This window comes from Caulobacter sp. GW822-FHT01G02 (assembly GCF_058802865.1).
In genome coordinates, this window is record NZ_JBXAON010000009.1 from 72989 (window position 1) to 95036 (window position 22048).

Annotated in this window: 21 protein-coding genes; 9 read left to right on the forward strand and 12 right to left on the reverse strand. The window is 64.7% G+C overall.

Annotation, left to right across the window (positions count from 1 at the left end; all coding sequences use genetic code 11):
- Nucleotides 1-46 precede the first annotated feature (46 nt).
- Nucleotides 47-1114, forward strand: a complete 1068-nt coding sequence (locus AC1RNC_RS23210) for an NAD(P)-dependent alcohol dehydrogenase (protein WP_492888500.1) — start codon at nt 47-49, stop codon at nt 1112-1114.
- Between the two features lie 24 nt (nt 1115-1138).
- On the opposite strand, the gene AC1RNC_RS23215 is transcribed toward AC1RNC_RS23210, so the two are convergent.
- The 6 genes from AC1RNC_RS23215 to AC1RNC_RS23240 form a co-directional block, all read right to left on the reverse strand.
- Nucleotides 1139-1429 (reverse strand): hypothetical protein, encoded by a 291-nt coding sequence (locus AC1RNC_RS23215; protein ID WP_096054075.1) that lies wholly within the window; start codon nt 1427-1429, stop codon nt 1139-1141.
- 50 nt (nt 1430-1479) lie between these two features.
- Nucleotides 1480-2688, reverse strand: a complete 1209-nt coding sequence (locus AC1RNC_RS23220) for an acetate/propionate family kinase (RefSeq protein ID WP_492888417.1) — start codon at nt 2686-2688, stop codon at nt 1480-1482.
- Entirely contained in the window at nt 2685-3653 is a 969-nt protein-coding gene (locus tag AC1RNC_RS23225) for a bifunctional enoyl-CoA hydratase/phosphate acetyltransferase (protein WP_492888418.1), read from the reverse strand. Before AC1RNC_RS23225 ends, AC1RNC_RS23220 begins: the two co-directional genes overlap by 4 nt.
- Before the next feature lie 134 nt (nt 3654-3787).
- A complete protein-coding gene (locus AC1RNC_RS23230; RefSeq protein ID WP_492888420.1) occupies nt 3788-4009 on the reverse strand; it encodes a TMEM165/GDT1 family protein in 222 nt (73 codons plus the stop codon).
- Between the two features lie 53 nt (nt 4010-4062).
- The gene (locus AC1RNC_RS23235; protein WP_492888421.1) at nt 4063-5814 is read right to left on the reverse strand and encodes a recombinase family protein; all 1752 of its coding nucleotides are present in this window, start codon (nt 5812-5814) and stop codon (nt 4063-4065) included.
- A gap of 330 nt (nt 5815-6144) precedes the next feature.
- Nucleotides 6145-6465: a hypothetical protein gene (locus AC1RNC_RS23240; protein WP_492888422.1), complete on the reverse strand. Its 321-nt coding sequence runs from the start codon at nt 6463-6465 to the stop codon at nt 6145-6147.
- Between the two features lie 491 nt (nt 6466-6956).
- Here AC1RNC_RS23240 and AC1RNC_RS23245 point away from each other — a divergent pair, with 491 nt between their 5' ends.
- Nucleotides 6957-7289 (forward strand): DUF3768 domain-containing protein, encoded by a 333-nt coding sequence (locus AC1RNC_RS23245; protein WP_492888423.1) that lies wholly within the window; start codon nt 6957-6959, stop codon nt 7287-7289.
- A 79-nt stretch (nt 7290-7368) separates the two neighbouring features.
- Here AC1RNC_RS23245 and AC1RNC_RS23250 read toward each other — a convergent pair whose 3' ends face one another.
- Both AC1RNC_RS23250 and AC1RNC_RS23255 read right to left on the reverse strand, forming a co-directional pair.
- Nucleotides 7369-8655, reverse strand: a complete 1287-nt coding sequence (locus AC1RNC_RS23250) for an abortive infection family protein (protein WP_492888424.1) — start codon at nt 8653-8655, stop codon at nt 7369-7371.
- A 131-nt stretch (nt 8656-8786) separates the two neighbouring features.
- A complete protein-coding gene (locus AC1RNC_RS23255; protein ID WP_492888425.1) occupies nt 8787-9767 on the reverse strand; it encodes a DUF2971 domain-containing protein in 981 nt (326 codons plus the stop codon).
- Between the two features lie 132 nt (nt 9768-9899).
- Between AC1RNC_RS23255 and AC1RNC_RS23260 the strand changes: the two genes are divergently transcribed.
- Nucleotides 9900-13571 (forward strand): DEAD/DEAH box helicase, encoded by a 3672-nt coding sequence (locus AC1RNC_RS23260; protein WP_492888426.1) that lies wholly within the window; start codon nt 9900-9902, stop codon nt 13569-13571.
- A gap of 22 nt (nt 13572-13593) precedes the next feature.
- On the opposite strand, the gene AC1RNC_RS23265 is transcribed toward AC1RNC_RS23260, so the two are convergent.
- Nucleotides 13594-14553 (reverse strand): S1/P1 nuclease, encoded by a 960-nt coding sequence (locus AC1RNC_RS23265; protein WP_492888427.1) that lies wholly within the window; start codon nt 14551-14553, stop codon nt 13594-13596.
- Nucleotides 14554-14653: 100 nt separating this feature from the next.
- Here AC1RNC_RS23265 and AC1RNC_RS23270 point away from each other — a divergent pair, with 100 nt between their 5' ends.
- Complete coding sequence (locus AC1RNC_RS23270) at nt 14654-15802, forward strand: ComEC/Rec2 family competence protein (protein WP_492888428.1); 1149 nt, start codon at nt 14654-14656, stop codon at nt 15800-15802.
- Nucleotides 15803-15936: 134 nt separating this feature from the next.
- Entirely contained in the window at nt 15937-16437 is a 501-nt protein-coding gene (locus AC1RNC_RS23275) for a hypothetical protein (RefSeq protein ID WP_492888429.1), read from the forward strand.
- Here the strand turns inward: AC1RNC_RS23275 and AC1RNC_RS23280 are convergent, their stop codons facing one another.
- On the reverse strand, nt 16438-17388 hold the full coding sequence (locus AC1RNC_RS23280) for a hypothetical protein (protein WP_492888430.1): 951 nt from the start codon (nt 17386-17388) through the stop codon (nt 16438-16440).
- A 503-nt stretch (nt 17389-17891) separates the two neighbouring features.
- Here AC1RNC_RS23280 and AC1RNC_RS23285 point away from each other — a divergent pair.
- On the forward strand, nt 17892-18188 hold the full coding sequence (locus AC1RNC_RS23285; RefSeq protein ID WP_492888431.1) for a hypothetical protein: 297 nt from the start codon (nt 17892-17894) through the stop codon (nt 18186-18188).
- Between the two features lie 165 nt (nt 18189-18353).
- A complete protein-coding gene (locus tag AC1RNC_RS23290) occupies nt 18354-19613 on the forward strand; it encodes an RES family NAD+ phosphorylase (RefSeq protein ID WP_492888432.1) in 1260 nt (419 codons plus the stop codon).
- A 240-nt stretch (nt 19614-19853) separates the two neighbouring features.
- On the opposite strand, the gene AC1RNC_RS23295 is transcribed toward AC1RNC_RS23290, so the two are convergent.
- On the reverse strand, nt 19854-20066 hold the full coding sequence (locus AC1RNC_RS23295; protein ID WP_492888433.1) for a hypothetical protein: 213 nt from the start codon (nt 20064-20066) through the stop codon (nt 19854-19856).
- A 109-nt stretch (nt 20067-20175) separates the two neighbouring features.
- On the opposite strand from AC1RNC_RS23295, the gene AC1RNC_RS23300 reads away from it, so the two are divergent.
- Nucleotides 20176-20661: a hypothetical protein gene (locus tag AC1RNC_RS23300; RefSeq protein ID WP_492888434.1), complete on the forward strand. Its 486-nt coding sequence runs from the start codon at nt 20176-20178 to the stop codon at nt 20659-20661.
- A 106-nt stretch (nt 20662-20767) separates the two neighbouring features.
- The gene (locus AC1RNC_RS23305) at nt 20768-21175 is read left to right on the forward strand and encodes a hypothetical protein (RefSeq protein ID WP_492888435.1); all 408 of its coding nucleotides are present in this window, start codon (nt 20768-20770) and stop codon (nt 21173-21175) included.
- A 54-nt stretch (nt 21176-21229) separates the two neighbouring features.
- Here the strand turns inward: AC1RNC_RS23305 and AC1RNC_RS23310 are convergent.
- A protein-coding gene (locus tag AC1RNC_RS23310) for an IS5 family transposase (protein WP_492888436.1) occupies nt 21230-22002 on the reverse strand; the annotation gives its coding sequence in 2 pieces (ribosomal slippage) (nt 21230-21657 and nt 21657-22002; 774 coding nt in all).
- Between the last annotated feature and the right edge of the window lie 46 nt (nt 22003-22048).

Genomic DNA, 22048 nt, shown 5'->3' on the forward strand with positions numbered 1-22048 from the left:
CCAGTGGCGGCTACTAGCTCGCAAAGAGGAAAAACCCGTGGTTCAGATGATGAAGGCCGCCGTGTTCGTCGAGGCGAACCGGATCGTCCTCGACGAGAAGCCGATCCCCGTCCCGGGGCCGCTCGACGCAGTGATCCGGGTCACCACCACCACGATCTGCGGCACGGACGTCCACATATTGAAGGGCGAATACCCGGTGGCGCGAGGACTGACGATCGGCCACGAACCTGTGGGAGTCATCGAGAAACTCGGATCCGCTGTCCAAGGTTACAGTGAGGGGCAGAGGGTGATCGCCGGGGCCATCACGCCGAGCGGCCATAGCGCCGCCTGCTTATGCGGATATCACTCCCAGGACGGCGCCGGGACGAAGCACGGATTTAAGCCGATGGGCGGCTGGCGTTTTGGCAATACCATCGACGGCGCGCAGGCCGAGTACCTTCTGGTGCCGGACGCCATGACCAACCTGGCGCCCATTCCGGACGGGCTCAGCGATGAGCAGGTGCTGATGTGCCCAGACATCATGTCGACAGGGTTTTCTGGCGCCGAGAGCGGACAGGTTCGCATCGGCGACACGGTGGCCATCTTCGCTCAGGGGCCAATCGGGCTTTGCGCCACCGCCGGAGCCCGCCTGATGGGCGCCACCACCATTATTGGTGTGGAGTCGGTGCCCGAGCGGATGGCCATCGCCCGCCGGATGGGCGCCGACCACGTCGTGGACTTCACGAAAGGCGACGCCGTCGGCGAGATTATGCGGCTAACCGACGGTCGCGGGGTTGATGTGTCGATCGAGGCTCTTGGACGCCAGGAAACGTTCGAGGCCGCGCTGCGCGTGCTTCGCCCCGGCGGGACCCTGTCGTCGCTCGGCGTCTATTCCAGCGACCTCAGGATACCGATCGACGCCTTCATGGCCGGACTTGGCGACCACAAGATTGTCACCACGCTGTGTCCCGGAGGGAAGGAGCGCATGCGGCGGCTGATGGACACCATCGCATCGGGGAGATTGGACACCCGCCCGCTCGTTACGCACCGCTTCAGTCTCGACCAGATCGTTGAGGCCTACGACCTCTTCTCCCATCAGCGGGACGGGGTATTGAAGGTGGCTATCACACCCTGAATCGCGCAAACGGCCGAGGCCCCTTCAGGCTTTCCTGCGCCAGAAGACGGCAACTCCCGCTGCTACGATGGCGAGTCCCGCAACCGCTGCGATCGTGCGCTTTGGGCGAGCCGCGAGAGCGGTGGCGCAGCGTTCCATGAACTTGACGGCGGCCAGCGGCGCGAACGCCGCAGCGTCCCGAAGGTCCTCCGGAGTATCGGCCAGGTCATGGGTCAATCGGTACGTCACATCGCGGACGGCTGGGCCAATCTCGTCGCGCTCGGGCGGCGGCTTGTCTGGCGGACTGCCTTCAGGAACCGTCTTGCGCCTGCTCATCGCCTTTCCCTCTCCTTGCCTCGTGAATTAACTCAGCGTCGATAGGCACACTAGCAGGCGACTATGGGTGCGTCCGGCGGCCCTTCGCGCGTAGCAAGCAGCCCGGCCATCCCTCTGGCGATGACGACCTGTTCGTCGGTGGGGATCACCAACACCTTCACCGCGCTGTCCGGGCGACTGATCCGCATCGCGCCAGACTCGTTCGCCTCGGGATCGAGGCCGACCCCGAGCCAGCCGCAGAGGTCGGCGATACAAGACCGGATCCTCGTGGCGTTCTCTCCGACGCCGGCGGTGAACACCAAGGTGTCGAGCCCGCCGAGGGCCGCGGCCAGCGAACCGATCTCGCGCGCGATCCGATAAACGTAGACCTCGATCGCCTGGCGAGCCTGAGGATCAGCGCTCCCAAGCAGCGTCACCATGTCTCCGCTGAGCCCGGAAAGTCCGAGGAGGCCGGAGCGATGGTAGAGGAGGTCCGTCACCGCCTCGACGCTCATCCTCTTGGTGTGCAACAGGTGCAGGACGACACCCGGATCGAGTGCGCCGCTTCGCGTGCTCATCGGCGGCCCATCGAGCGCCGAGAACCCCATGGTGGTGGCGACGCTTTTTCCGTTGCGCAGGGCGCAGAGAGACACGCCGCTACCCAGGTGAAGCACGATAGCCCGCCCACCCGCGTCCGACCCCTCCTGTGCCCGCAGCGCACCGGCGATGTACTCATACGATAGGCCATGAAATCCGTACGCCAGCACGCCCTCGTCGATGAGGTCGCGGGGCAGGGCGTAGAGGCGGGCGACCTGCGGCTGCGTAGCGTGGAAGGCCGTGTCGAAGACGCCTGCTTGCAACGCTCGCGGGAACTGCGTCGTCGCCATGGCGACGCCCCGCAGGTTGAACGGCTGGTGCAGCGGGGCGAGAGCGGCAAGCGCTTCCAGGCGCTCAAGGACAGTGACGCTTAAGGGCGTCGGCTCGCGGAATTCAAGGCCCCCGTGAACGATGCGGTGTCCAACGGCGGCGATACCTTCGTTCCAGCCCGCGTCCCCCAGCCAGCGGAATGTCCGCGCAAGCACTGCCTCAAGGCCTTGTGTCTCCCCCCAGGCCTCGTCGGCGACCAGAGCGGCGCCGGCGCGCGCTCTCAGATGCGGCGCGCCTCCGAGATCCGACACCTGTCCCGCTAGGCGCAGCGGCAGATCCACTCCTGCCTCATAGACGGCAAACTTCAGGCTCGAGGATCCGGCGTTCAGGATCAGGAGGCGCTGAGGGCTCATCGGACGTGTTTGTTCGGCTTGTGCTGGCTCACCAGGATGGCCAGGGCGCACGAGGCCAAGCGCGAGGCCTCCGGGTCGGAACGGCTAGTCAAAATGATGGGAACGCGGGCGCCCATGACGATCCCAGCCGATTGAGCGTTCGAGAGGTAGAATAGCTGCTTCGCCAGCATGTTGCCGGCCTCGATGTTGGGCACGATCAGGATGTCCGCCTGGCCGGCGACTGGCGAACGGATGCCTTTCGCCTTCGCCGCTTCCAGGGAGATCGCATTGTCGAATGCGAGCGGGCCGTCGAGCTTGCCGCCGACGATCTGACCGCGTTCGGCCATCTTGCACAACGCGGCGGCGTCGACCGTCGAGATCATCTTCGGGTTCACCGTCTCCACGGCGGAGAGGATGGCGACCTTCGGCTCGACGATGTCCATCGCCTGGGCGCAGTCGATCGCGTTCTGGACAATGTCCCGCTTGGTGGAGAGATCCGGTGCGATGTTCAGGGCCGCGTCGCTGACCAGCAGGGGGCGGGGATAGCTGGGCACGTCGAGGACGAAGACGTGGCTCATGCGACGATCGGTGCGGAGGCCGGAACCGCCAGACACCACCGCCTCAAGCAACTCGTCAGTGTGCAGCGCGCCCTTCATGATCGCAGAGGCCTCGCCCTTGGCGGCGAGTTCGCATGCCCGGGCTGCCGCCGCATGGCTGTGTTCCACATCGATCATCTGCAGCCCGGCAAGGTCGAGGCCCGCGCTTTGGGCCGCTGCTCGCATGCGCCCGAGTGGGCCGATCAGGACCGGCTCGATCAGCCCACCGCGGGCAGCTGTCACCGCGCCAGAAAGCGACAGGACGTCGACGGGATGGACCACCGCGGTTCGCAGCGGCGGTCTCGCCTCGGCCATCTGCATGAGCCGCTGCAACTGAGTGCCAGTGGCGCTGGCGTATGGTTTCCCGTCATCTCGCGCATCAGCAGTCATGCAGTCTCCTGATCACTGGCCCAGAGCAACCGACGGATCCGGCGCCGCTTCACACAAGCTGTAGCCGAAAGGAGCCCGGCCGTCCGCCAGCACTCTTTGCAGTCTCGCCGCCGGACAAAGAGCTCGTCCCTTGATCAGAAGATCCCGTACGTGGCGAGCAGGACCCACACCCCGATCAGGGCGAACACGACGGCAGCGCCCATGCGGACATACTTCAGGGGCACGACGCGTGTGACCGCCTCGCCGAGGTAAACCGCCGGCACATTGGCCAGCATCATGCCGAGCGTCGTGCCGACGGTGACGAGAGCGATGTCGTGGAAGCGGGCAGCGAGCGGCGATGTCGCAATCTGGCGCATTCAGGTCTTCGGGTATGGGCTCTGAGGTCTGTAGCTCACTCGCGTGGAACAATTTACAAAGGTCGCGCGGGCTCGGTTGGGCGAGCATCGTGCCGGTTTCCATTCGGAGACCGCCCTGGCTTCTCTATCGCAAGCGTCTCCCGATAATTCCCGCCCGTGTTCTTCATGGCGCGCCACTCCGGTGCAAATCCCGGCAACGCCAAAGCCGCCGATTCTACGCCATTATTGCTGCCCAGAGTTCTGAGCAGCTCCACCTTCGATCCGCAGATCCTGGCTTCTTCGGGTGAGATCAATTCCACCTTCTGCGCCACGGCCCGGATCAGGTCCCGGCGATAGGCGCCGTTGTTGTCCCTGAACATTTCCCGCGTGGCTTCGGCGAACCTGCGCAGCAGGTCCGGGGTCAGGGCCGGCATGATCTGGTCGATCGAGGCCGCGGCGCGTTGAGCGTCGCCCTCGGCTTTGTCGCGCACCTTCTTCAGGGCGATCATGCGCTGCTTAAGCGACGGGTCGGCCGGGTCGACCACGCCCTGTTCGATGGAGGCGTAGAGGCGTTGCAGCCGCTGGTCGGCTTCGGTGGCCCGCTTGCGCAGGTCGGCGACATGGCGGTGGCGGCGTTCAATCCATTCGGATCGGCGGTCGATGATGTTGTCCATCATCGCGGCCAGGCGCTCGGGGTTCAGCAGGCGGTTTTCCAAGTGGTCGATGACCGAGGCGTCCAGCAAGTCCATGCGCACGGACATGCCCGCGCAGCCCGTCTCGCCCTGCCGGGCCTTGGTCGAGCAGGTGTAGTAGCGATAGGCGCCGCCCTTGCCGGTACGCAGGGTCATGGCGTTGCCGCACGCGCCACAAAAGCAGATGCCGCCCAGGAGGATGGAGCTGGTGACAAAGCGCGGCGCCATGGCCTTGGGATTGCGCAACGACATCGCGCGCTGGACCGCCTCGAAGATGTCGCGCTCGATCAGCGGCGGCACGGGCATGATGACTTGCTCGGCTTCGTCCTTGGGTTCCTGGCTGGCCCAGTTGCGGCTGTTGAAGACGTGCTCGCCGATATAGGTCGTCCGGGTCAGGGTGTGGTGAAGGGAGCTGATGCCCCAGCGGCCGCCGCCGTTTGTGGTGATGCCCTGGTCGTTGAGATAGGTGACAATGGACTTCAGACCCATCGGGCCGCTGTTCTCGACGCCGTGGAGCGCAAGGCGATAGATCAGGCGCACCGTCTCAGCGCCGATCGGGTCGATCTCCAGCTTTTTCTTGATCTTCTCGCCGCGCTGCTCGGCGGCCACCACCCGGTAGCCGATCGGAGGATGGGAGCCGTTCCAGAAGCCCTGGCGGGCGTTTTCCTTCATGGCCCGCAGCGTGTGCTTGGCGTTCTCCCGCGACTGGTACTCGTCGAAGAGGTTCATCATCTGACGGACCATCACGCCCATCGGATCGTCACCGACCTCCTGAGTGATGGAGACGATCCGCACTCCGTTCTTGGCCAGCTTGCGGGCGTAGAACTCGAACAGAAACTGGTCACGGAAGAACCGCGAGAACGAGTGGACCAGGATGACGTTGAACGGCGGGGGCTTGGCCATCGCCGCGTCGATCATCTGCTGGAAGGCGGGACGGCGATCGTCGGTGGCGGTGTTGCCCGGCTCGACGAACTCTTCGGCCACGCTCCAGCCCTTGCCCTGGCAATAGGCCCGCAGTTGCCGGCCCTGGTCGGGGATGGAGAGGTCGCTTTCGGCCTGGCGGCCGGTCGAGACGCGAAGATAGAGCGCCGCGTTGGGCACGGCGGGCGGGGCAGGGGTCTTACGCTTGGCCATCTTGGTCCTTTCTGCGGATCAGGGCAGAGGACCGAGCAGTTCGGCCAGCACCGTCTCCAGGTAGGCCTCCGTGACCTGCAGCTCGCGAATCCCAATGGGGATTTGGGCTGGCATGTCGTCGATGACCGAGATGAAGACACGCGGCGCCGGCCCCCTTGGTAGTGGCGGCGGCAAATTATTTAGGTAGTCGAAGAGGTCGGGCGACGACGGCGGTCGCGGCGGGCGCTTCCTGGGCATTGTCGGAGGCTCCCGCGAGGCTTCCTCGATCGCAAAGGCGATCTGGCCCTGGGCGTGGCCTGGCGTGGAAAGACAGGTGTTCGGCGAAGTCGATCACGTCCCCTCGGGTGGATCGACCTGGCGCACCGCTCGCCACCAGGGCCAGCGTCGCTCGCCGCCGCGCTGGATCTTCTCCATCTCGAACCAGGCCACGTCGCCTTCGAACGGCGGCACGTCCTTGGGATCGACGAACTCAGCGGGGCTGTTGAGGCCGCCCTTGGTGTGCAGGTGGAAGTTCAGCGTCCGGCGGGTCTTGTCGGCGCCATAGCCCTCGTCGACCGCCATCCGGGTCAGTCGGCCAATGGTCCGCATATAGACGCGGGGTTCTCTGAGCGCGGCAGGGCGCGCGCGCGGATCGGCGCGTTGGGTCGGCATGGTGGGGCTCCTGAATGTTCCTGTATTGTTCTCATTTGGGGGTTGAGGGAGTCAATGCGCCCGTGATGGGGCACCGGTGGCGCGGCTTCGCTTTTGGGTTCCCGCCGGACGCTTTCGCGTCCGGCTCCACCCGATAAGGAGAGCGTTCGGCGGTCACGCTCGGTCCCGCGGCTTTCGCCGCTCCCTCGGGCGCGACCCTTCGGGCAGGCTTTGGCCTGCCGCCGATCGCTCGACGCCGCCTCCCGCCACGCGCGATGCGCGGGCTCCTGTGCAGGCTTCATGGGTCATGAGCGCCCGCATGCGGGCGCGCAAGACTTAGGGCTCCGCCCTCGGCGCACTTCGGATCGGCTTCCGCCCAGCTTCGGACCCTTCGGGTCCTGCAGCCGGGTCCCCGCGAAGCCGCCCCTCCGTTTGCACACCCGGTCTCGCCGACGGGCGCCGGGGTCAGGCGCGCTTTGCGCCTGACCCCGAACTCCGAGGAGAATATTCCTATGACCGAGCAAGACCATACCGCCGCGATCGCGGCCCTGAACGACGCCTGCCGCGCCGAGCCCGGCGCGGGCTGGGTGCTGACGCCTGGTGTCCAGGCCCTGGGCCAGGCGGCCCTGGCCCAGCTCGTGACCGCCGTGCGTGAGTTCTCCGACTTCTCCGAGGACAACGACCCGCACGGGGAACACGACTTCGGCGCGTTCGAACGGGGCGGCCAGCGCCTGTTCTGGAAGATCGACTACTACGACCTTGATCTGTGCATGGCCTCGCCCGATCCGGCCGACCCGGCCGTGACCAAGCGGGTGCTGACCCTGCTGTTGGCCGAGGAATACTGATCGGCCACGCCGCCGCGCCCGGTGGGCGCGGCGGCGATGATCGGAATGGTGGGGAGGGCGCTGAGGCGGCCGCGTTCCATCATGCCACTCGGCCCGTCTCGGGCTGCGTCGCCGTTTCAACGCTTTCCATCGGGCGGCGATGGTGGGTCTCCGTTACAAAATCGATGAACGCCACCGCCGAGGCGACGGCGAGGCGGGCGTGACGTGGTTCGAGCCCTCGGTGTCGCCCATCGCGTCCGTGACCGCTGCCATAGAGCCCGCGCAGTTCGGCCAAGTGGTGCGTGATGGCCGAGAGGCTGCGCAGCACTTGCTTGACCGCTTCGACGCCGCGAGCCTGTTCTGAAACACGCTCGGGCACGAGCTTGAGTTCCTTGGCCAGAAGCTTGGTCAAGTCGGGGAGGCCAGCCGAGGTCGTAAAGGCGACTCCACGCTTGGTCAGGATCGACTTGCAGCAACTTTCGACGAGGTCCTTGGCCGTGCCGATAGCAAGCGCCGGGTCGCGATCGACGGCGTTCTCCAGGCGTTCGATCTCCTTTTGCATCCAGCCGGCGTCCAGAGCGTCGGCAACCGTGCGGGCTCTGGACACCGCACGACCGCCAGCCATGCCCGCGGGCTTGGCCACATAGCGCGGACGCCCGGCGATCTTCTCTTCCTCGACAAGCGCCCAGCCGTCCTGGCGTAGCTGATCATTGAAGTGCTGAACGAGCCTGAGGGCTTCATTGCGGTCCGGACGAACGACCGGATGGACGACCTCGCAGAGGAAGCGAAGGAAGACGTCCGAAGGCCCAGACAGAAGATTGAACCGGTTGTCGCCGTAGATCCAATCGTCTGACCAGTCCTCCGGGTTGTTCACCCTGTGCTGCCAGATGTCGCCGGCCGCATCCTGAAAGCGGCTGTCGGTCGACGGCAGCTGTCGCAGGTCGAAAATCCGTTCGAGAAACTCGACATCGGCCAGCCGGCCCGCCCAGGCCACGCCGTCAAGCTTCAAGCCGTCGATGATGTTCCGCCGTACGGCTTGGGAGAGATCGCCTTTCGTCTCACGCCAGTCGGGCCGACGCATGACCTTCGGCACGACCGAGACGGTGTACCAATTGGACGTGTACGGCGCGACCACGGCCTTCAGCCGGACGGCGATCTGTTCCTCGATCGGCTCTCGGGAATCGCCCAGTTGTCCGTACTGGGCCGGCTCCACCGCCAGGAAGACGGTGTAGGTGTAGGTTCCGCCATTCCAGTTGTCGAAACCGGTCTCCTCGACCCGATGGTCGGCCGTCCGCAGAATGTCCGCAATCCAGTCCATGCCTTCGGCGGCCAGCATTTCGGCGGTCGTGGCCAGATAGGGCTCTATATCTTCGGCCGGTTCGGCCATCGCTGCAGATCCAGATAACAGCCAACGCACGGCCGCTTTGCCGGAGATCATATGGTGAACGAGCGCGGCCGTCTGCAATGGCCCTTGGTATCTTAGTCTTTCCTGTTTCAAGCCATCGGCAGCTTAGTCGATCAGGCTTTTGGGCGAGGCTTGACGCCGCGCGCTGCCGCTTTGGGCTTCGTTGCGGTCTTGGATTGGATGGGACTCGAGCCTGGTTTGGCCGGCTTTACGGGCTTCTTGGGTTTAGCCGGCTTGCTGACGGGCTGGGCCGTCTTGGGCGGGAGCTTGAGAACCCGTCCGGCCTTGGACGATGGCTTGCCACTCACGCGGTCCCCGGCATCCTTCCAGCGGGCGTTATCGATCAACTGCGAGCGATGGACGCTGATCTTCTCGCAGCCGGGAATGGCGTGGATCGTCTCGATGACGCTCTGGGCGATCGACTTGGGAAGCCAGGGATTGAGATGGATTCGCCCGATCAGCTCCAGGGGAAATTCGATGCTCAGGGCGGCGGCCTGCGGCTCATCGGACTCCAGGATGATCCGGTACTCCTCTTCGGCCGCGAAACCTGCGCGTTTGACGAACGGAAGGCGATTGAGGTCAGCAGGCTTGAGCGTGTCGACATCGTCCAGGATCAGATAGTCGACCTTGCCGTAGCGGACCTCGGGAAGGCCATCGAGCGCAGCCTCCAAGGGCTTACGATGGATTTCCAGACAGGCGCCGTCCGCTTGGCCGGTGAAGACCCGCCAATGGTGATAGGTCTCGTTGCAGCGGGCCGCGCAGAGGGCGTAGAGGCCACCAAGCTTCTTGGATTCCTTGTAACGCGCCATGAAGTAGCGATCGTTGCGATCGTCCCAGAAGTCCGGGTTCAAGAGCGGCAAGGCTTTGCGTCTCAGGATGTCCAGCGTCGCGGCGATCGACGTGTAGCGGCGGATGACTTTGGTCTGAGGAGCCATGTTCGAGTCCGAGTGGGGGTGCTGCTGGGCGTGATCGCGGAATTGGCCACAAGGTGACGCATCGTCGGCCAAGGTGGCGGGCGGTTTTGAAATCGACAGCCCCCAACGGTCGTCAAACATTGTTTGGCGAAGCTCGCGCTGAAACCATACAGCGGTCAAGCTTCCTCCTGAGTTGCGACCTTGGCAGGTCGCTATCCTAAACCTCGCCGTCGCGGCGTGCTTGAGACTCACAAGGCTCGGCCGTAGAACGGTGGCGCTTCAATTCCAGGTAGCGAGCGTTGGGGGCGTGGAATGGCTAAGGACTATTCGCGCGTCGCCACCCTGGACGCCCTGACCAAGCCTGAAGGCAAGGGCGGGCGTGCGACCGTGGTCGTGCCCGAGGCTGTTCGCGCCCAAGTCGATGAGGCCTATCGCGCGCGGATCGCCAAGCTGAAGAAGCACGCGTTCTGGGGCATGGGCGAGGCTGACTATCGGCCGGACGTAGGGTTGCGATGGCCCCAGCGTCGGGCGGTCGCCTTCGTTCAGGCCTATCTCGCGACGGACAAGGTTCCCGGAGCCTGCGCGGCCGGCGAAGCCGCCTTGATCAAGATGCCGACCGGAACCGGAAAATCCGGCGTCATCGCCGCCCTGGCCTGCGCCTCGCCGGGTGTCACGAAAACCCTGATCCTGACGCCGCGCACCAGCCTGGTCCGGCAAATGGCCGAAGACCTGACCACTCGGTTCTGGAAGAAGCTCGGCGCGCACTACACGCGCGGCGGCTTGATTGAAGGTGTGGCGCAGGAAGCTCTCGATGCCCTTCCCGCCGAGCCCGAGGACATCAAGGATCGGCCTGTGCGGCGGCTCGTCGCCGAGCAGTACCACCTGATCAAGCAGGACGAGGACAACGAGCGCCAAATCTGGGTCGGCACCTTCAACGCGCTGCATCTGCTGCTGGGCGTCGAGCCGCCGGCTCACCGTTCCTTCCAGGGGCGGGACGAGCGCCCGGCGGGCGCGGCGTTCGGGCCGGGAAAGGACGGCGCGGTGGGGCTGGACCTCGAAGCGTTCCGTAAGCTGATCAAGTCCGTCGACCTGGTCATCGTCGACGAGGGCCATCACGAGCCGGCCTATTCCTGGGCCCAGGCCATCCGCAAACTGGGCAAGCCCACGGTCATCTTCACGGCCACGCCCTACCGCAACGATTACAAGTATTTCCAGGTGTCGGGGAAGTTCATCTTCAACCTACCCTGGAGCGAGGCTGTCGACGAACGCCTGATCCGCGACGTGAAGATCGCCCCGAGCCCCGAAGACGATGGGGTCGCCGACGACAAATATTCCGCCAAGCTCTTCGTCAACGACTTCAAGTCGGCCCTTGAGGGATTGCCGGCCGGCAAGAAGGCCATCGTCCACGCCAAGAGCTTTGGCGACCTCAAGCGGATCCAGCGGGCCCTGTTCAAGGAGGCCGGCGAAGCCGCCGTGCTGATCCACGAAAAGATCAAGCAGCCGAGGAAGAAGAAGGCCGAGGACGTCAAAGAAGAAGCATCCGATCGCGTCGAGACGCTTCTCGCCGATCTTAGCTTCGGCCACGTCCATCAGGCGCTTAAGAGTTCCAAAGCCATGGCCGCGCGCGTCTGGCTGCACCAATACAAGTTGCTCGAAGGCGTCGACATCGCCGAGTTCATCGAGATCTGGCTGTTCGATGATTTCGGCTCGGCCCGGCAACTGGTCCAGCAGATCGGCCGCGCGATCCGCTTGCCCGATCCAAACGACGAGCAGGGGCGTATCGCCACCATCCGCGCCGCGCGCAAGCGCCTAACCAAGTTCGAGGGCGCGCCGACCATCGCCGAGCGAACCCAGGAGCGCTGGAAGGGCTATCTAGCCTATGAGCGCTATGCCCAAGCCCAACCCGAGGTGGCCTTCACCGCCGAAACCCAGTTGCTCGAAACGCTCAAGAAGGCCTCGCCCGAGGTCCAGTATGTCGCCCGCGAGTTTCGGGAGGGGCGTCTCTTCAGTGAGCCGCCGACCATGTCAGGCTTCATGCTGCCGTGTCGGGCGACGGTCTGCCGGATCGGTGACAAGGAGCTGGCCGAAGACAAGGATAAGCATCTCAACGAGCTGGCCGCCGCCGCGCGCGAAGCGATGATGCTGGAGGACCGGTTCGACATCGTCGCGGTGGAGCCGGGCGGTGAGCCCGAACATGCCGATGTCCGACTGATCCGCTATCTGGCCTGGCGCAATTCGCCGCTGCTGATCGCCCATCAGATCCCGGAGTGGACGATGGGCCTGCTCGCGATCGCCCGGGCCGGTCGCTACATCTTCCTGCTCGATACCGAAGGCAACTGCCTGGACCTCAGCCGTCTGAAGCTGACCGCGCCAGAAGCCGTCGAGCTCAAGCGCCTGTTCCCAGAGCAACAGGGCGACGATAAGCAGAAGGTCCGCATCGTCGAGACGACCGCCAAGGGGCTGGACGTCAGCGAACTGGGCCTGCGCTCGATCAGCGTGCGTCGCCACGCCCTCGACAACAGCTATTTCGACCTGGCCGAGGCCAGCCAGAGCCCCACGACCATCGTCGGCTATAGCCCGTTTGCGGGAAGCACCGCCAGGCGACGCCTGTCGCTGGCCCGATCCAACCTCACCGACGCCTCCAACCAGTTCGTGTCGCTCAAGCTCTATGTCGATTGGGCGCGCAAGGTCGCGGCGGTGATGTCGGACGATGCCATTCGTCCCCACGGCTATTTCGACCGGTTTGCCAAGGAGGTTCCGCCGCTCGACGCGACCTTGGGCGAGCCTAAATCGATCCTGCTGGACCTGGCGGACCTCTTTCCCGAGAAGGGCTCACCCAAGGACAAGGGCTGGAAGCGCGCGGAAATCGAGAAAGTCCTCAAGGAAGACACCTGCTGTCCGGTGGTGCCTGTCCCCAACGCCAAGGGTGGCGTCGACCATCATTTTGTGTTCGCCAACATCAAGGTCGACATCCGCTACGAATATTATCCCGGGGTGCCGGCGCGAGGGCGCTACGTTCTGACGTCGGAGGCGCTGAACAAGCTGCTCACCGACGAAACCGAAGCGCTCGACGACGGGAGCGACGACGAGGTTTCGTCCGACAGTTTCGGCCAACGCCTGTCGCCGTCACTGACCCGTTTGCTCAATGTCGACCAGGCCTTCGAGGTGGTCCCCGCGTCGAGCGGGGTGGTCTATTCGCACGGCCATTTCTATGAGCCGGAGGTCGACAAGGGCCTTCTGTCGGTGCTGGAGGGCGACGCTGCTGTCGCCGGTGTGGTCAGCGAGAAAGGCGACACTCGCGTCAACGACAAGAACGACTGGAACACCAAGACCCTGTTCGGGAAGGTCGAGGCCTGGGCCAATGGCGATCCAAAGGCGCCGGGCCTGGCAGGCGACCTGGCGCGCGCCAGCGTCCTGATCTGCGACGACAGCAGCGTCGAGACCGCCGACTTCTACGCCATCCTCGACACCGGCGATGAAAAGCGAATCCTGATCATCCACGCCAAGGCGGCCGAAACGGCCAACCCTTCTGCCTCGGCCGGCCGGCTGCAGGATGTGGCGCGACAGGCCCAGGCGAGCTTGGCCTTGGCCGGATCGGCGCGCAGCGCCGTGCCGCCTTTGGAGGCCTGGGAGAAAACTTGGAGCGTCCATCTGGACGCGACGTCCACGGACCCACGGAACAAGAACGGCAAGCGCACAGGCGAGAAGGCCCACCCTGGCGACGAGATTTCGCGCTCGCGGCTCTGGAAGCCTTCGGGCGGTGACATCGGCGGCGCGCGTGAGCGACTGCTCGCGGCTCTGGCCGACCCGACCTACACGCGGGAAGTGGTGATCCTGACGGTGGGTCTGCTCAGCCAGGGCGCCGCTGATCGGGCGTTCACGAACCGCGCCATCCCGGACAATCAGTTCATCTACTTCCTGGCCAGCGTGCGCACGAGCTTCGACCGGGCCGGCGTGCGCCTGCGCATCGTCTGCAATCCATGAGACGCAGGCGCCGGCCAAGCACCTAGTGGAAGCCGCCGGGCGGGGTCAGGGCCAACGCCAGGACGTCGGTCAGCTGTACGGCCGCCCGCGCCAGGTTTTCTTCGACGTCGGGCTTGGCCGCATCGACATAGGCCTTGGTGACCTTGCCGCCGTCGGCCGCGCCCTGGTCGCAGGCCGGGGGCGTGGTCAGTTCCGAATAGGCGGCTTCGGCGCGCCGGTGCGAGCGCAGCGCCCAGGCGTCGGGATCGGGGTTTGACCAGCTCGCGGCGTTGGCGTCGGCCAGCTGGCGGATTTTTGGGATCGCCACGGGCGGGTCCGCCACCGCGGCGAACACCAGATCTCCGTCCCACAGGGAATGCAGGTTGTCGGCCGGGCCGGGGTTGTCGGGAATGGCGCCCTTGGCGATCGAGATCTTCACCTGGCCGCCGCCGCGATCATTGCCGTTCTCGCTGGCGTGCATCGGTTGGTGAAGGTCGCCGACGATGTGGATGATGAAGCTCAGGGCCTCGGCCTTCTGGCGCGGCGTGCTGGCGGAATTCTGCAGGACGGCGATGTAGCGCTTGAGCGCCTCGGTCGCGCACTGGCCATTGGCGCAGTAGATCGACTTGTCGGGCAGGGTGGCGGCCACCGGGCAGCGCGGCACGTCATCGAAATGGTAGGGGGCTGTCTTGGCGTAGGCCTGCGAGGGCCGCACGCAATCGGGCCAGTTGGCCAGCTGCGCGATCGTCGTGGCGCGACACGTCCTGGGCTTGGGGTGAGGGTTCTTCGGGGTCGGCTTGGGTGTGTACTGAACCGTCAGGTTATCGGCCTGGACGATGGCCCAGAAGCGCGCCTCGAACCGCTTGTCGCGCGCGAACAGGCGGTCGCGGGCCACGGTGGCGATAATCTCGTGACCCTGCGGGCCATAGGCCAAGGCCGGAGCGCCAAGGCTCGTCGCCAGCGCCATGCCCACCAGGAGAAGCTTAAGCCAACGCCACGCCATCAACGCCCCCCGCGCTATGGAAATCCAGTCAGCGATAAACCCATAGCAGAGTTTGTGTCATGATGCAGGGTGTAAGTTGCGTTTGGCGAGGAGGGCGACATTGCGCAAGGTGCTGCACGTTCTGATGGGGCTGACCGTGGCGCTGGCGGGGCTGGGCGGCCTCGCGCCGGCGCGAGCGCGGGCCGCGCCGACGCCGGGCGTCCTCAAGGTCCATGTCTATGACATCGGCCAGGGCGCTTGCGTCCTGGTCGAATGCCCTGACGATCTGCCCATCTTGATCGATTGCGGCAAGGCCGGCGGCGGTGGCGGCTCGATCGACACGGCCGGTCGCAAGATCAACGCCGTCCTGGACGGCTATGACGGGCCGGGCGGCTATCTGCGGCCGCTGCGGGTGATCCTCTCGCATGGCGATATCGACCACTACGCGCTGCTCAAGCGTAAGGACGAGCGCGGCAAGTGGCTGCTGAACCCCGAGCGCGTGCGTCAGGTCTATTATGGGGGCGCCTTCGCCGACTACGGCGATGCTGGCCTCTGGATCAACAAGGTCCACCAAACCCTGTCGGCCCCGACCAAGGACTACCCGCCCAATCGCCCGTGTGACGACAAGACGTTCCGGATCTCGTGCCTGACGCCCAATGAGACGGCGTGGGGGTCGGTGCGCGGGGTCTCCTGCGGCGCGGCCAAGATCGATCTGCTGAGCGCCAACGCCCAGGCCTACTACCGCGCCCATCGCGCCGACTTTCCCACCAAGGCCTGGAAGACGGACGGCAAGAAGAACGCCGACAGCGCCGTGGTGCGCGTCTCCTATGAGGGCGTGAGCTTCATCTTCCCGGGCGACGCCCAAGAGCTGACCGAGAAGATGATCCTGGCCAATGCCGAGAGGGCGGGGCAGGGGCTTTCAGGGACCGGCTATCTTTTCGGATCGCACCACGGTTCCGACTACGACGGCAGCAACCATCCGGACTGGATCAAGGCGCTGTCGCCCACCCATGTGGTGTTCTCCAGCAATCTGGGCGGCGGATATGGCCATCCGGCCTGCGCGGTGGTGGAGCGCTACGACACCACGGCCGACGCCAGCCTGACCGACGCAAGCGGCGCCATGCCCGTTCGATGCGGCAAGGCGGTCCAGAGCCAGGATTTCAAGAACCGCTTCCTGGTCACCGAGCAGACGGGCGATATCGAGATCACCGTCCGCGCGGGTCAGCCGCCGCAGATGGTCTGCGAGAAAGCCTCGCCCGGCTGTCTTTGAGAGAGCTCGGGCAGGCGGGCGGTCATGAGGCCGAAGCTCCTTGGGCTTAGAGTTGATCGCGGCCGGCGGCGTCTCGCCGATAGGGAACTGGCTCGACTCGCCGTAGTGTCCCGCAAGGTCGGTCGAGGGCGCTCATGACTGATGACCATGGCAGTCTTGAAGACGAGGCAAACGCGGCGCTCTTCGCGTTCTATGGGCTAGAACTCCCGCAGCACCGCGCCCCGGCTCTCGACGGACGTATCCACAACTGGCTCGGATCGATAGGGCGACGGCTGCTGCTGATCTCCAGCGTTTCGTCGATGATCGGGCAGGATTCCTGCCAGCTCGAACTTCCGTTCGTGCGGCGCCTGGCGCCCATATCCGGAATGGCCCCGACCTACGCTCACCCCTATCTCGACTATGGCGTCTTCGATTGCTTCCGCGATGAAGAGGCCTTGCGCCGCCCAGCCCTGGCGATCGAGGCGCGCGGCATCCTGGTCCTGGGGCAGCTGACCCAGCTGGACTACGGACATGTGGCCCGCATGCTGAGCGACACCACCGCGACCCGTATGCGTGAGCAACTACGGTCACTGGGCCTGGACTTCGGGCTGCGACTCCCGCGCTGGCAGCGTGTCAACGCCTACCTGTCGGCCTGATTAGGCGAGATAGGGTGGGGAGATCAGCTCGGGCGCACGAAGCTTGGGGACGCGCAGCGCGGTTGCAGCGTTCTTCCGGCCAAGGCCCGGGCTGACCGCGTCATCCGACCCACAAGGCAGGACCGGGCCGATGTGAAGATCCTCGGGATAGTGCTCGTTGATGAACGCAATCAAGTTCTCGCCCACCAGGCGCGTGACGCACATCCCGCTGACCATCTGCAGCAGTAGGTTTTCGTTGATCTGGCTGATGCGCTGAACGCAAAGCTTGTTGAAGGACAGCCTGGCGTCCACGCCAAACTTGGCCGTCTTCTCGTCTTCCGTAAGTTCATTGTGGTGCTTGGCCAGGTCGGCCAGGCGCTTCTTGTCCAACTGGTCTACGAAATACTGGGCCGGAATGATCCGGAGATAGTCATAGACGTTGATCGAGGAGTTGTGAGAAGCAGCCCAGACCTCGAGCGCCACGATTATGGTCACCGCGTGCCCGAACGATTTGGCGCTCTCGATCTTGTCCGGATAGATCGAGGTGTGCGAGCAGCCGTAGTCGAAGGCGAACTGGGCGGGCCAGCCGGTGTCCTCGTTGATGATCCGCTTGGCTTCGGTGAAGGCCGGCGCACCCTTGGTATGCTCAAGCTTGAGATCGCCGATTAGCTTCTTGGCGTTGAGCACATAGAAGCGGTTGTGCTTCCAGTTGGCGGAAAACCAGCCGTCATAGGTCTCGGCCTCGAACATCAGATCGGCGACATTCTGGGGGCGCTGGTTGCGTCCGGCGACCGTCGCAGGCTGAGCCGCGACGCCACCGGCGGCGGCCTGATCACCTTCGCCGGGATTGGCCGTCGCACCATCGGCGGCGCCTTCAGCGCGCGCTTCGGGCGGAGCGTCGGCTGCAGGCCCGGTGGCCGGCGCAGCGCCGGTCTCGGCGTTGTCGTTTTCCGAACGATCGTCGATTGGCATGGTGAAGCCCCGTCTACCTTGGCGGGCATACCATACGGCTATGCTCCATTGAAGGGCGTTTTGCTATTTAGCGTTACAGTGTGGCCAATTACAACCCACTGCATAGCGCTGCAGGGCATTCCACTCGGCTACAGCCCAAGCGTGCCGGTCTAGGGTTGTTTTGAACTACCCAGGGTACGCACGAAGCGACCTACACCGCTGCGCTACAGGGCGCCGCGAGGTGCAGCGCTGCTAAGTCCAAGCCTGCGCAATCCGTCATGCCACTGACTTCGATTGCTGGCTGTGCCGCAAAATAGCTTTGTATTTTCAGACTGTTATGGTCGCGCGGGCGATTGTTGTTCGCCGGGTGCGGGCATAGAAAAGGGGCATGCCTCTTGGGAAGGCATGCCCCGAAGGTCGTCGACTTTGGATCGACTTAGCAGCCCAAACTAGCACCGCCCCCAAAGGGGGGAAAGGTGGGGCGGTCGTCGCTTTCGGGGCCAACCTCAAGTGGGAGTTGGTCCATGTCTGTCATCTCGCAACTGGGGATCGCGCCGGTCTGCCAAGACGTCGCGGCCTTCGTCCTGACCAATGGCCTGGTCTTTCTGGGCCTGATGTCGGGCTACCTCGTCTACGGCTTCGCCGAACTGGTGATCCTGGTGCTGGGCGAACGGCCCGGCGCCTGGCATCGGGCCTCGGCCATGATCTGCCGGGTGCTCATCATCTCGGCGATCTTCATGATCGCCGCGCTTTACGGCATCGAGCATCTGGGTCAGATCCAGGAGCATGCCGCCCTCACCAGCGGCGCGCCGCCGGGTTAGCTGGCGGCGAGGCCCTTGTTTCCGGGGCGGCCGATCCTTCGGGGCGGCCGCCCTTTTTGTTGCCGCGTGCGGGCGTCATCCCGCGGCCTGCGAGATCGACTGTGATGGATGGGTGTCGTATGCGGGACCGCATCAGCACAGGTTCAGGTGGGAGCGTCGCGATCGATGTCCGAAGAAGTCCGCTCCTCCTGGTCTGCCGATCCCACCGTCGAAGAGGCGCCTTGGCCGGAGGATGAACCTCCCTTCGAGATGCTGTCGCTCTGTGTGGAATGCTGCAAACATCCTGCGCTCAAGCACTTCGTGGAAGTACATGCCGTGGAGGGGCTGGCGTGCGCGATCTGCGTTCCCACCAAGGGGTTTGCCCGCGCCTGCGCCATTGAGCAGCGGCAAGAAATGATGAATCTGCTGGCTGGTCTTGTCAGATTTTACTTTGAAGAGTTCGAGTACAATAGTCACTGGGGTGCGGACGAGTCCGTCGAGGATCTTCTGACGCGGCCAAATCCCATCCTGGAAACTGAAAACAGCCTCTTCAATAGGCGGACCTCGCGCAACCGCGCTCACGAGTTGCTGTACTGGCTGTTTTCCGACAATCCCTACCCCGAGCCTGGAATCTCTGTGTACGCGGGCTCCGACGACGATGGTGGGCGCCATCTGGCGCGCTCGATCCAACAGACCCTTCATCCGACGCTGCAGGCGCTTCGAGCGCGACTGCTCAAGCAGAACCATTTCGACGTCGAGGCCGAAGTGTTTTCTCTGCTCGACGGCCTTGAAGGGCGGGTCGATGGCGTTGTGGGGGTCGGAAGCCGGCTGTTCCGGGCTAGAACCGGCGTTCAGGGCGAGTATCAGAAGATCGACAGTGGCTGGAAGCCCGAGGTGCGAGACAGGCCATACACCGGCAAGGACATCAGCGCGCCGCCGCCGCCGCTTGCCAGTCCTGGGCGACTAAACCGGACTGGAACGTCTTTTCTCTATCTCGCGAGCGACGCCCCGACCGCAGCGGCGGAAATCCGTCCGCATCCAGGGCACAAGGTGTCGGTCGGTCAATTCGAATGCATCCAACCGCTGAGGATCGCCAGCTTCAATGCGGACATCGCGGCCTTCACCAAGACCGAGAGCGATCTTGATCTCTTCCACTTCGTGCATTCGATCGACACGCTCATGTCGGAGCCGATCGTGCCGGAAGCAGCCGCGCGCTACTCCGTCACCCAGTTGATTGCCGACTGCCTGCGCCGACGCGGCTTTGACGGGGTGTCGTACCGGAGCAGCGTCGGCGGGGGCGACAACCTGTGCATCTTCAAGCCAGCGGCCTTCCGATACGTCGAAGGCAGCGGCGCGGTGCTTAGCGTCAAGTCCTTGAACTACGGCCTGGAAGATGCGCCCAGCCTTATCGTTGATGACCCCGACTACAGCCTCATCGACGCGTGAGCCGTTGAAGGCGTCCCTCCTGACGCGGAGGGGCCGCCACTTCCGGGAGGCAGAATATGGATTCCGAGACGCCACGGCCTGAAGGCGACAATCCTTGAGAGGCGGAGCTGCATCCTGCGCTTCGGCGGATCGTCGAAGCGATGGCCATTGTCGACGCCAGGCGCGACTACGACGCCGCCGTTGCGGAGATTGCCCAGACGCGCGCGAGCCTCGCGCAGACAGGCAAGACCTAACCGCGCTTCAGGCTAACGCGCCTTCCTCGGGCCAGGTCGTAGCGCCGAGGGCGTCGATCCGCTCGGGCATGTCCAGAAGCTTCAGGGCGGCTGCTGTGATCGCCTCTGGGATCGAGGGATAGGTCTCCGCCGAACTCATCGAAACGCCATTGGGTAGGGTGACCGTGGCTTGGAAGCCGTTGCCCCGGGGCGTCGCCGACAAGGTGACCGACGTGGTCATGGGATCGTCTCCGATGTGAAGGGCCCCTGCGCGGTGGTTGACGGCAAGGCAGGCCGCCCTTGAACTTGTCGGGATCAATATACCCCAGGACCGCATTGGAGGCGCAACCGTGTTGCTTCGTCTCGCGCAGATCATCGAGCAGCTCGATCTCGCTCTCGAACAGCTGCAGGTCGACGACCCGAACTATGCGCGCTTTGGCCTGATGCTGACCGACAACGCTCTGGAGCTGACGCTGCACCGTCTGGCCGAGCACGAACAGGCCCACGTCGTCAGCATGCGCTGGAAGCCTGACTATGCGCATCCGCACGCCAAGAAGCTGTCGTCGGCGCTGGGACAGGATTTTGGCGCCAAGGTCGGCCTGGCCCAGGCCCTTGGGCATCTGTCCGAGGAAGAGGCGCACACGATCCGGGCGGGGCATACCTTCCGCAACGAGACCTATCACGTCGGGGTCCGTCACGAGGATGTCCTGCTCGGAGTCGCGCGGTTCTATTTCACGGTCGCCTGCGAGGTCATGGGGCGGCTGACGCCCGGCTATCTCAGCTGGAGCAGCAACGATCGCCTGCCTGAACGGGCCAAAGGCCTATTTCCCCGGTGACAAAGCCTTTCCGGGTAGCCTGGAGGACTACGCGCAGGCCTGCGCCACTCTGGCGGGCCGCTCGGGCCACGCGCCGGCCGATTTCATCGAGACCCTGGCCGACCACATGGAGCGCGTCATTGACGAGCAGGACAGCAATATCGACTTCCTGTTCACCGACGGCCTCGACACCACGTCGCGCGACCAGGTCATCATCGACGCCCAATCCTGGCCGATCGCCTTTGGCGAAGAGGGCAAAGCGTTCATCGCCGCCTTGGCGACGCCGCCGGCCACCGTGTTCGCTGCAGTTGAAGTCGTGGCCAAGTCCTTTCCTGGGCTGATCCGGAAGGACCCGATCCCGGGCTGGCGCCGCCGCGCCCAAGACCTGGCTCGGGAGGCCAACCCGCATCGTGCTCTGGAGCTCTATCGCTCGTTCATGGACCAGACCCAGCGGCTGCGGGCCTACATCGAGGAATCCGCGATCGGACTGGACAACCATATCCAGAGCGAGATCGACCGGATGCGAGGCAAGTAGGGACGGCCCGCTGCCGCGCGCAAAGAGGGTGGCGGAACTAGGACGAATCCACATTCACCGCAGCCAGAGCATGATGGCGGCGAGGTGTGCGAAGGCCAAGTAGTGTGTGGCGATGCGGTCGTAGCGGGTCGCGAAGCGTCGGAAGTGCTTGAGCTTGTTGAAGCAGCGCTCGATGCGGTTTCTGAGTTTGTAGATGATTGGATCGTGGGGGATGGGAACCTTGCGCGAGCGGGTTGAGGGGATGACGGCCTGGGCCCCGATGCGATCCAGAAGCCGCCTGAAATTGTTGGCGTCATAGGCGCGGTCGGCCAGGACGGCTTTGGGAGCTTGGCCTTCGAGCAGGGCGGGAACGGCGAGTATATCGTGGCTCTGGCCTGGCGCGATGAGCAAGCGCACGGGCCGGCCCAGGCCGTCGCAAGCCATGTGAACCTTGGTGGTCAGTCCGCCTCGGGAACGCCCCACAGCCGGATCGGGCCCCCCTTTTTTGAGCCGGAGCCCCGACCTGTTGTCGCCTGCTGATGAGCCCTGACCAGAGTGGAGTCGAGCATCAGATATTCGTTGCGCCGATCCTTGATCAGGTCCTCGAAGACCTTTTCCCAGACCCCGGCCCTGGCCCAACGCGTGAAGCGGGCGTGAACGGTCTTCCACTTGCCGTACCGTTCCGGCAGGTGCTGCCAGAACGCGCCCGACCGCAGGACCCACAAGACCCCGTTTACGAACAACCGGTTGTCGGCGCCGCTTCTGCCCGGATCGCCAACCTTGCCAGGAAGCAGCGGCGCGATCCGTTCCCACTGCGCCTGCGTCAACTCATAGCGCTTCACACCCATACCTAGACCTCCGCAAAAAGCGGAAACCTATGAATCACGCATCTGG

Excerpts from the sequence above, each read along its gene's own strand:
- AC1RNC_RS23260 (WP_492888426.1), top strand. The coding sequence starts at position 9,900 with ATGGCTAAGGACTATTCGCGCGTCGCCACCCTGGACGCCCTGACCAAG.
- AC1RNC_RS23295 (WP_492888433.1), bottom strand. The coding sequence starts at position 20,066 with ATGACCACGTCGGTCACCTTGTCGGCGACGCCCCGGGGCAACGGCTTC.
- AC1RNC_RS23210 (WP_492888500.1), top strand. The coding sequence starts at position 47 with ATGATGAAGGCCGCCGTGTTCGTCGAGGCGAACCGGATCGTCCTCGAC.
- AC1RNC_RS23285 (WP_492888431.1), top strand. The coding sequence starts at position 17,892 with ATGTCTGTCATCTCGCAACTGGGGATCGCGCCGGTCTGCCAAGACGTC.
- AC1RNC_RS23250 (WP_492888424.1), bottom strand. The coding sequence starts at position 8,655 with ATGGCCGAACCGGCCGAAGATATAGAGCCCTATCTGGCCACGACCGCC.
- AC1RNC_RS23220 (WP_492888417.1), bottom strand. The coding sequence starts at position 2,688 with ATGAGCCCTCAGCGCCTCCTGATCCTGAACGCCGGATCCTCGAGCCTG.
- AC1RNC_RS23265 (WP_492888427.1), bottom strand. The coding sequence starts at position 14,553 with ATGGCGTGGCGTTGGCTTAAGCTTCTCCTGGTGGGCATGGCGCTGGCG.
- AC1RNC_RS23225 (WP_492888418.1), bottom strand. The coding sequence starts at position 3,653 with ATGACTGCTGATGCGCGAGATGACGGGAAACCATACGCCAGCGCCACT.
- AC1RNC_RS23245 (WP_492888423.1), top strand. The coding sequence starts at position 6,957 with ATGACCGAGCAAGACCATACCGCCGCGATCGCGGCCCTGAACGACGCC.
- AC1RNC_RS23230 (WP_492888420.1), bottom strand. The coding sequence starts at position 4,009 with ATGCGCCAGATTGCGACATCGCCGCTCGCTGCCCGCTTCCACGACATC.
- AC1RNC_RS23305 (WP_492888435.1), top strand. The coding sequence starts at position 20,768 with ATGGAGCGCGTCATTGACGAGCAGGACAGCAATATCGACTTCCTGTTC.
- AC1RNC_RS23290 (WP_492888432.1), top strand. The coding sequence starts at position 18,354 with ATGTCCGAAGAAGTCCGCTCCTCCTGGTCTGCCGATCCCACCGTCGAA.
- AC1RNC_RS23280 (WP_492888430.1), bottom strand. The coding sequence starts at position 17,388 with ATGCCAATCGACGATCGTTCGGAAAACGACAACGCCGAGACCGGCGCT.
- AC1RNC_RS23240 (WP_492888422.1), bottom strand. The coding sequence starts at position 6,465 with ATGCCGACCCAACGCGCCGATCCGCGCGCGCGCCCTGCCGCGCTCAGA.
- AC1RNC_RS23275 (WP_492888429.1), top strand. The coding sequence starts at position 15,937 with ATGACTGATGACCATGGCAGTCTTGAAGACGAGGCAAACGCGGCGCTC.
- AC1RNC_RS23215 (WP_096054075.1), bottom strand. The coding sequence starts at position 1,429 with ATGAGCAGGCGCAAGACGGTTCCTGAAGGCAGTCCGCCAGACAAGCCG.
- AC1RNC_RS23235 (WP_492888421.1), bottom strand. The coding sequence starts at position 5,814 with ATGGCCAAGCGTAAGACCCCTGCCCCGCCCGCCGTGCCCAACGCGGCG.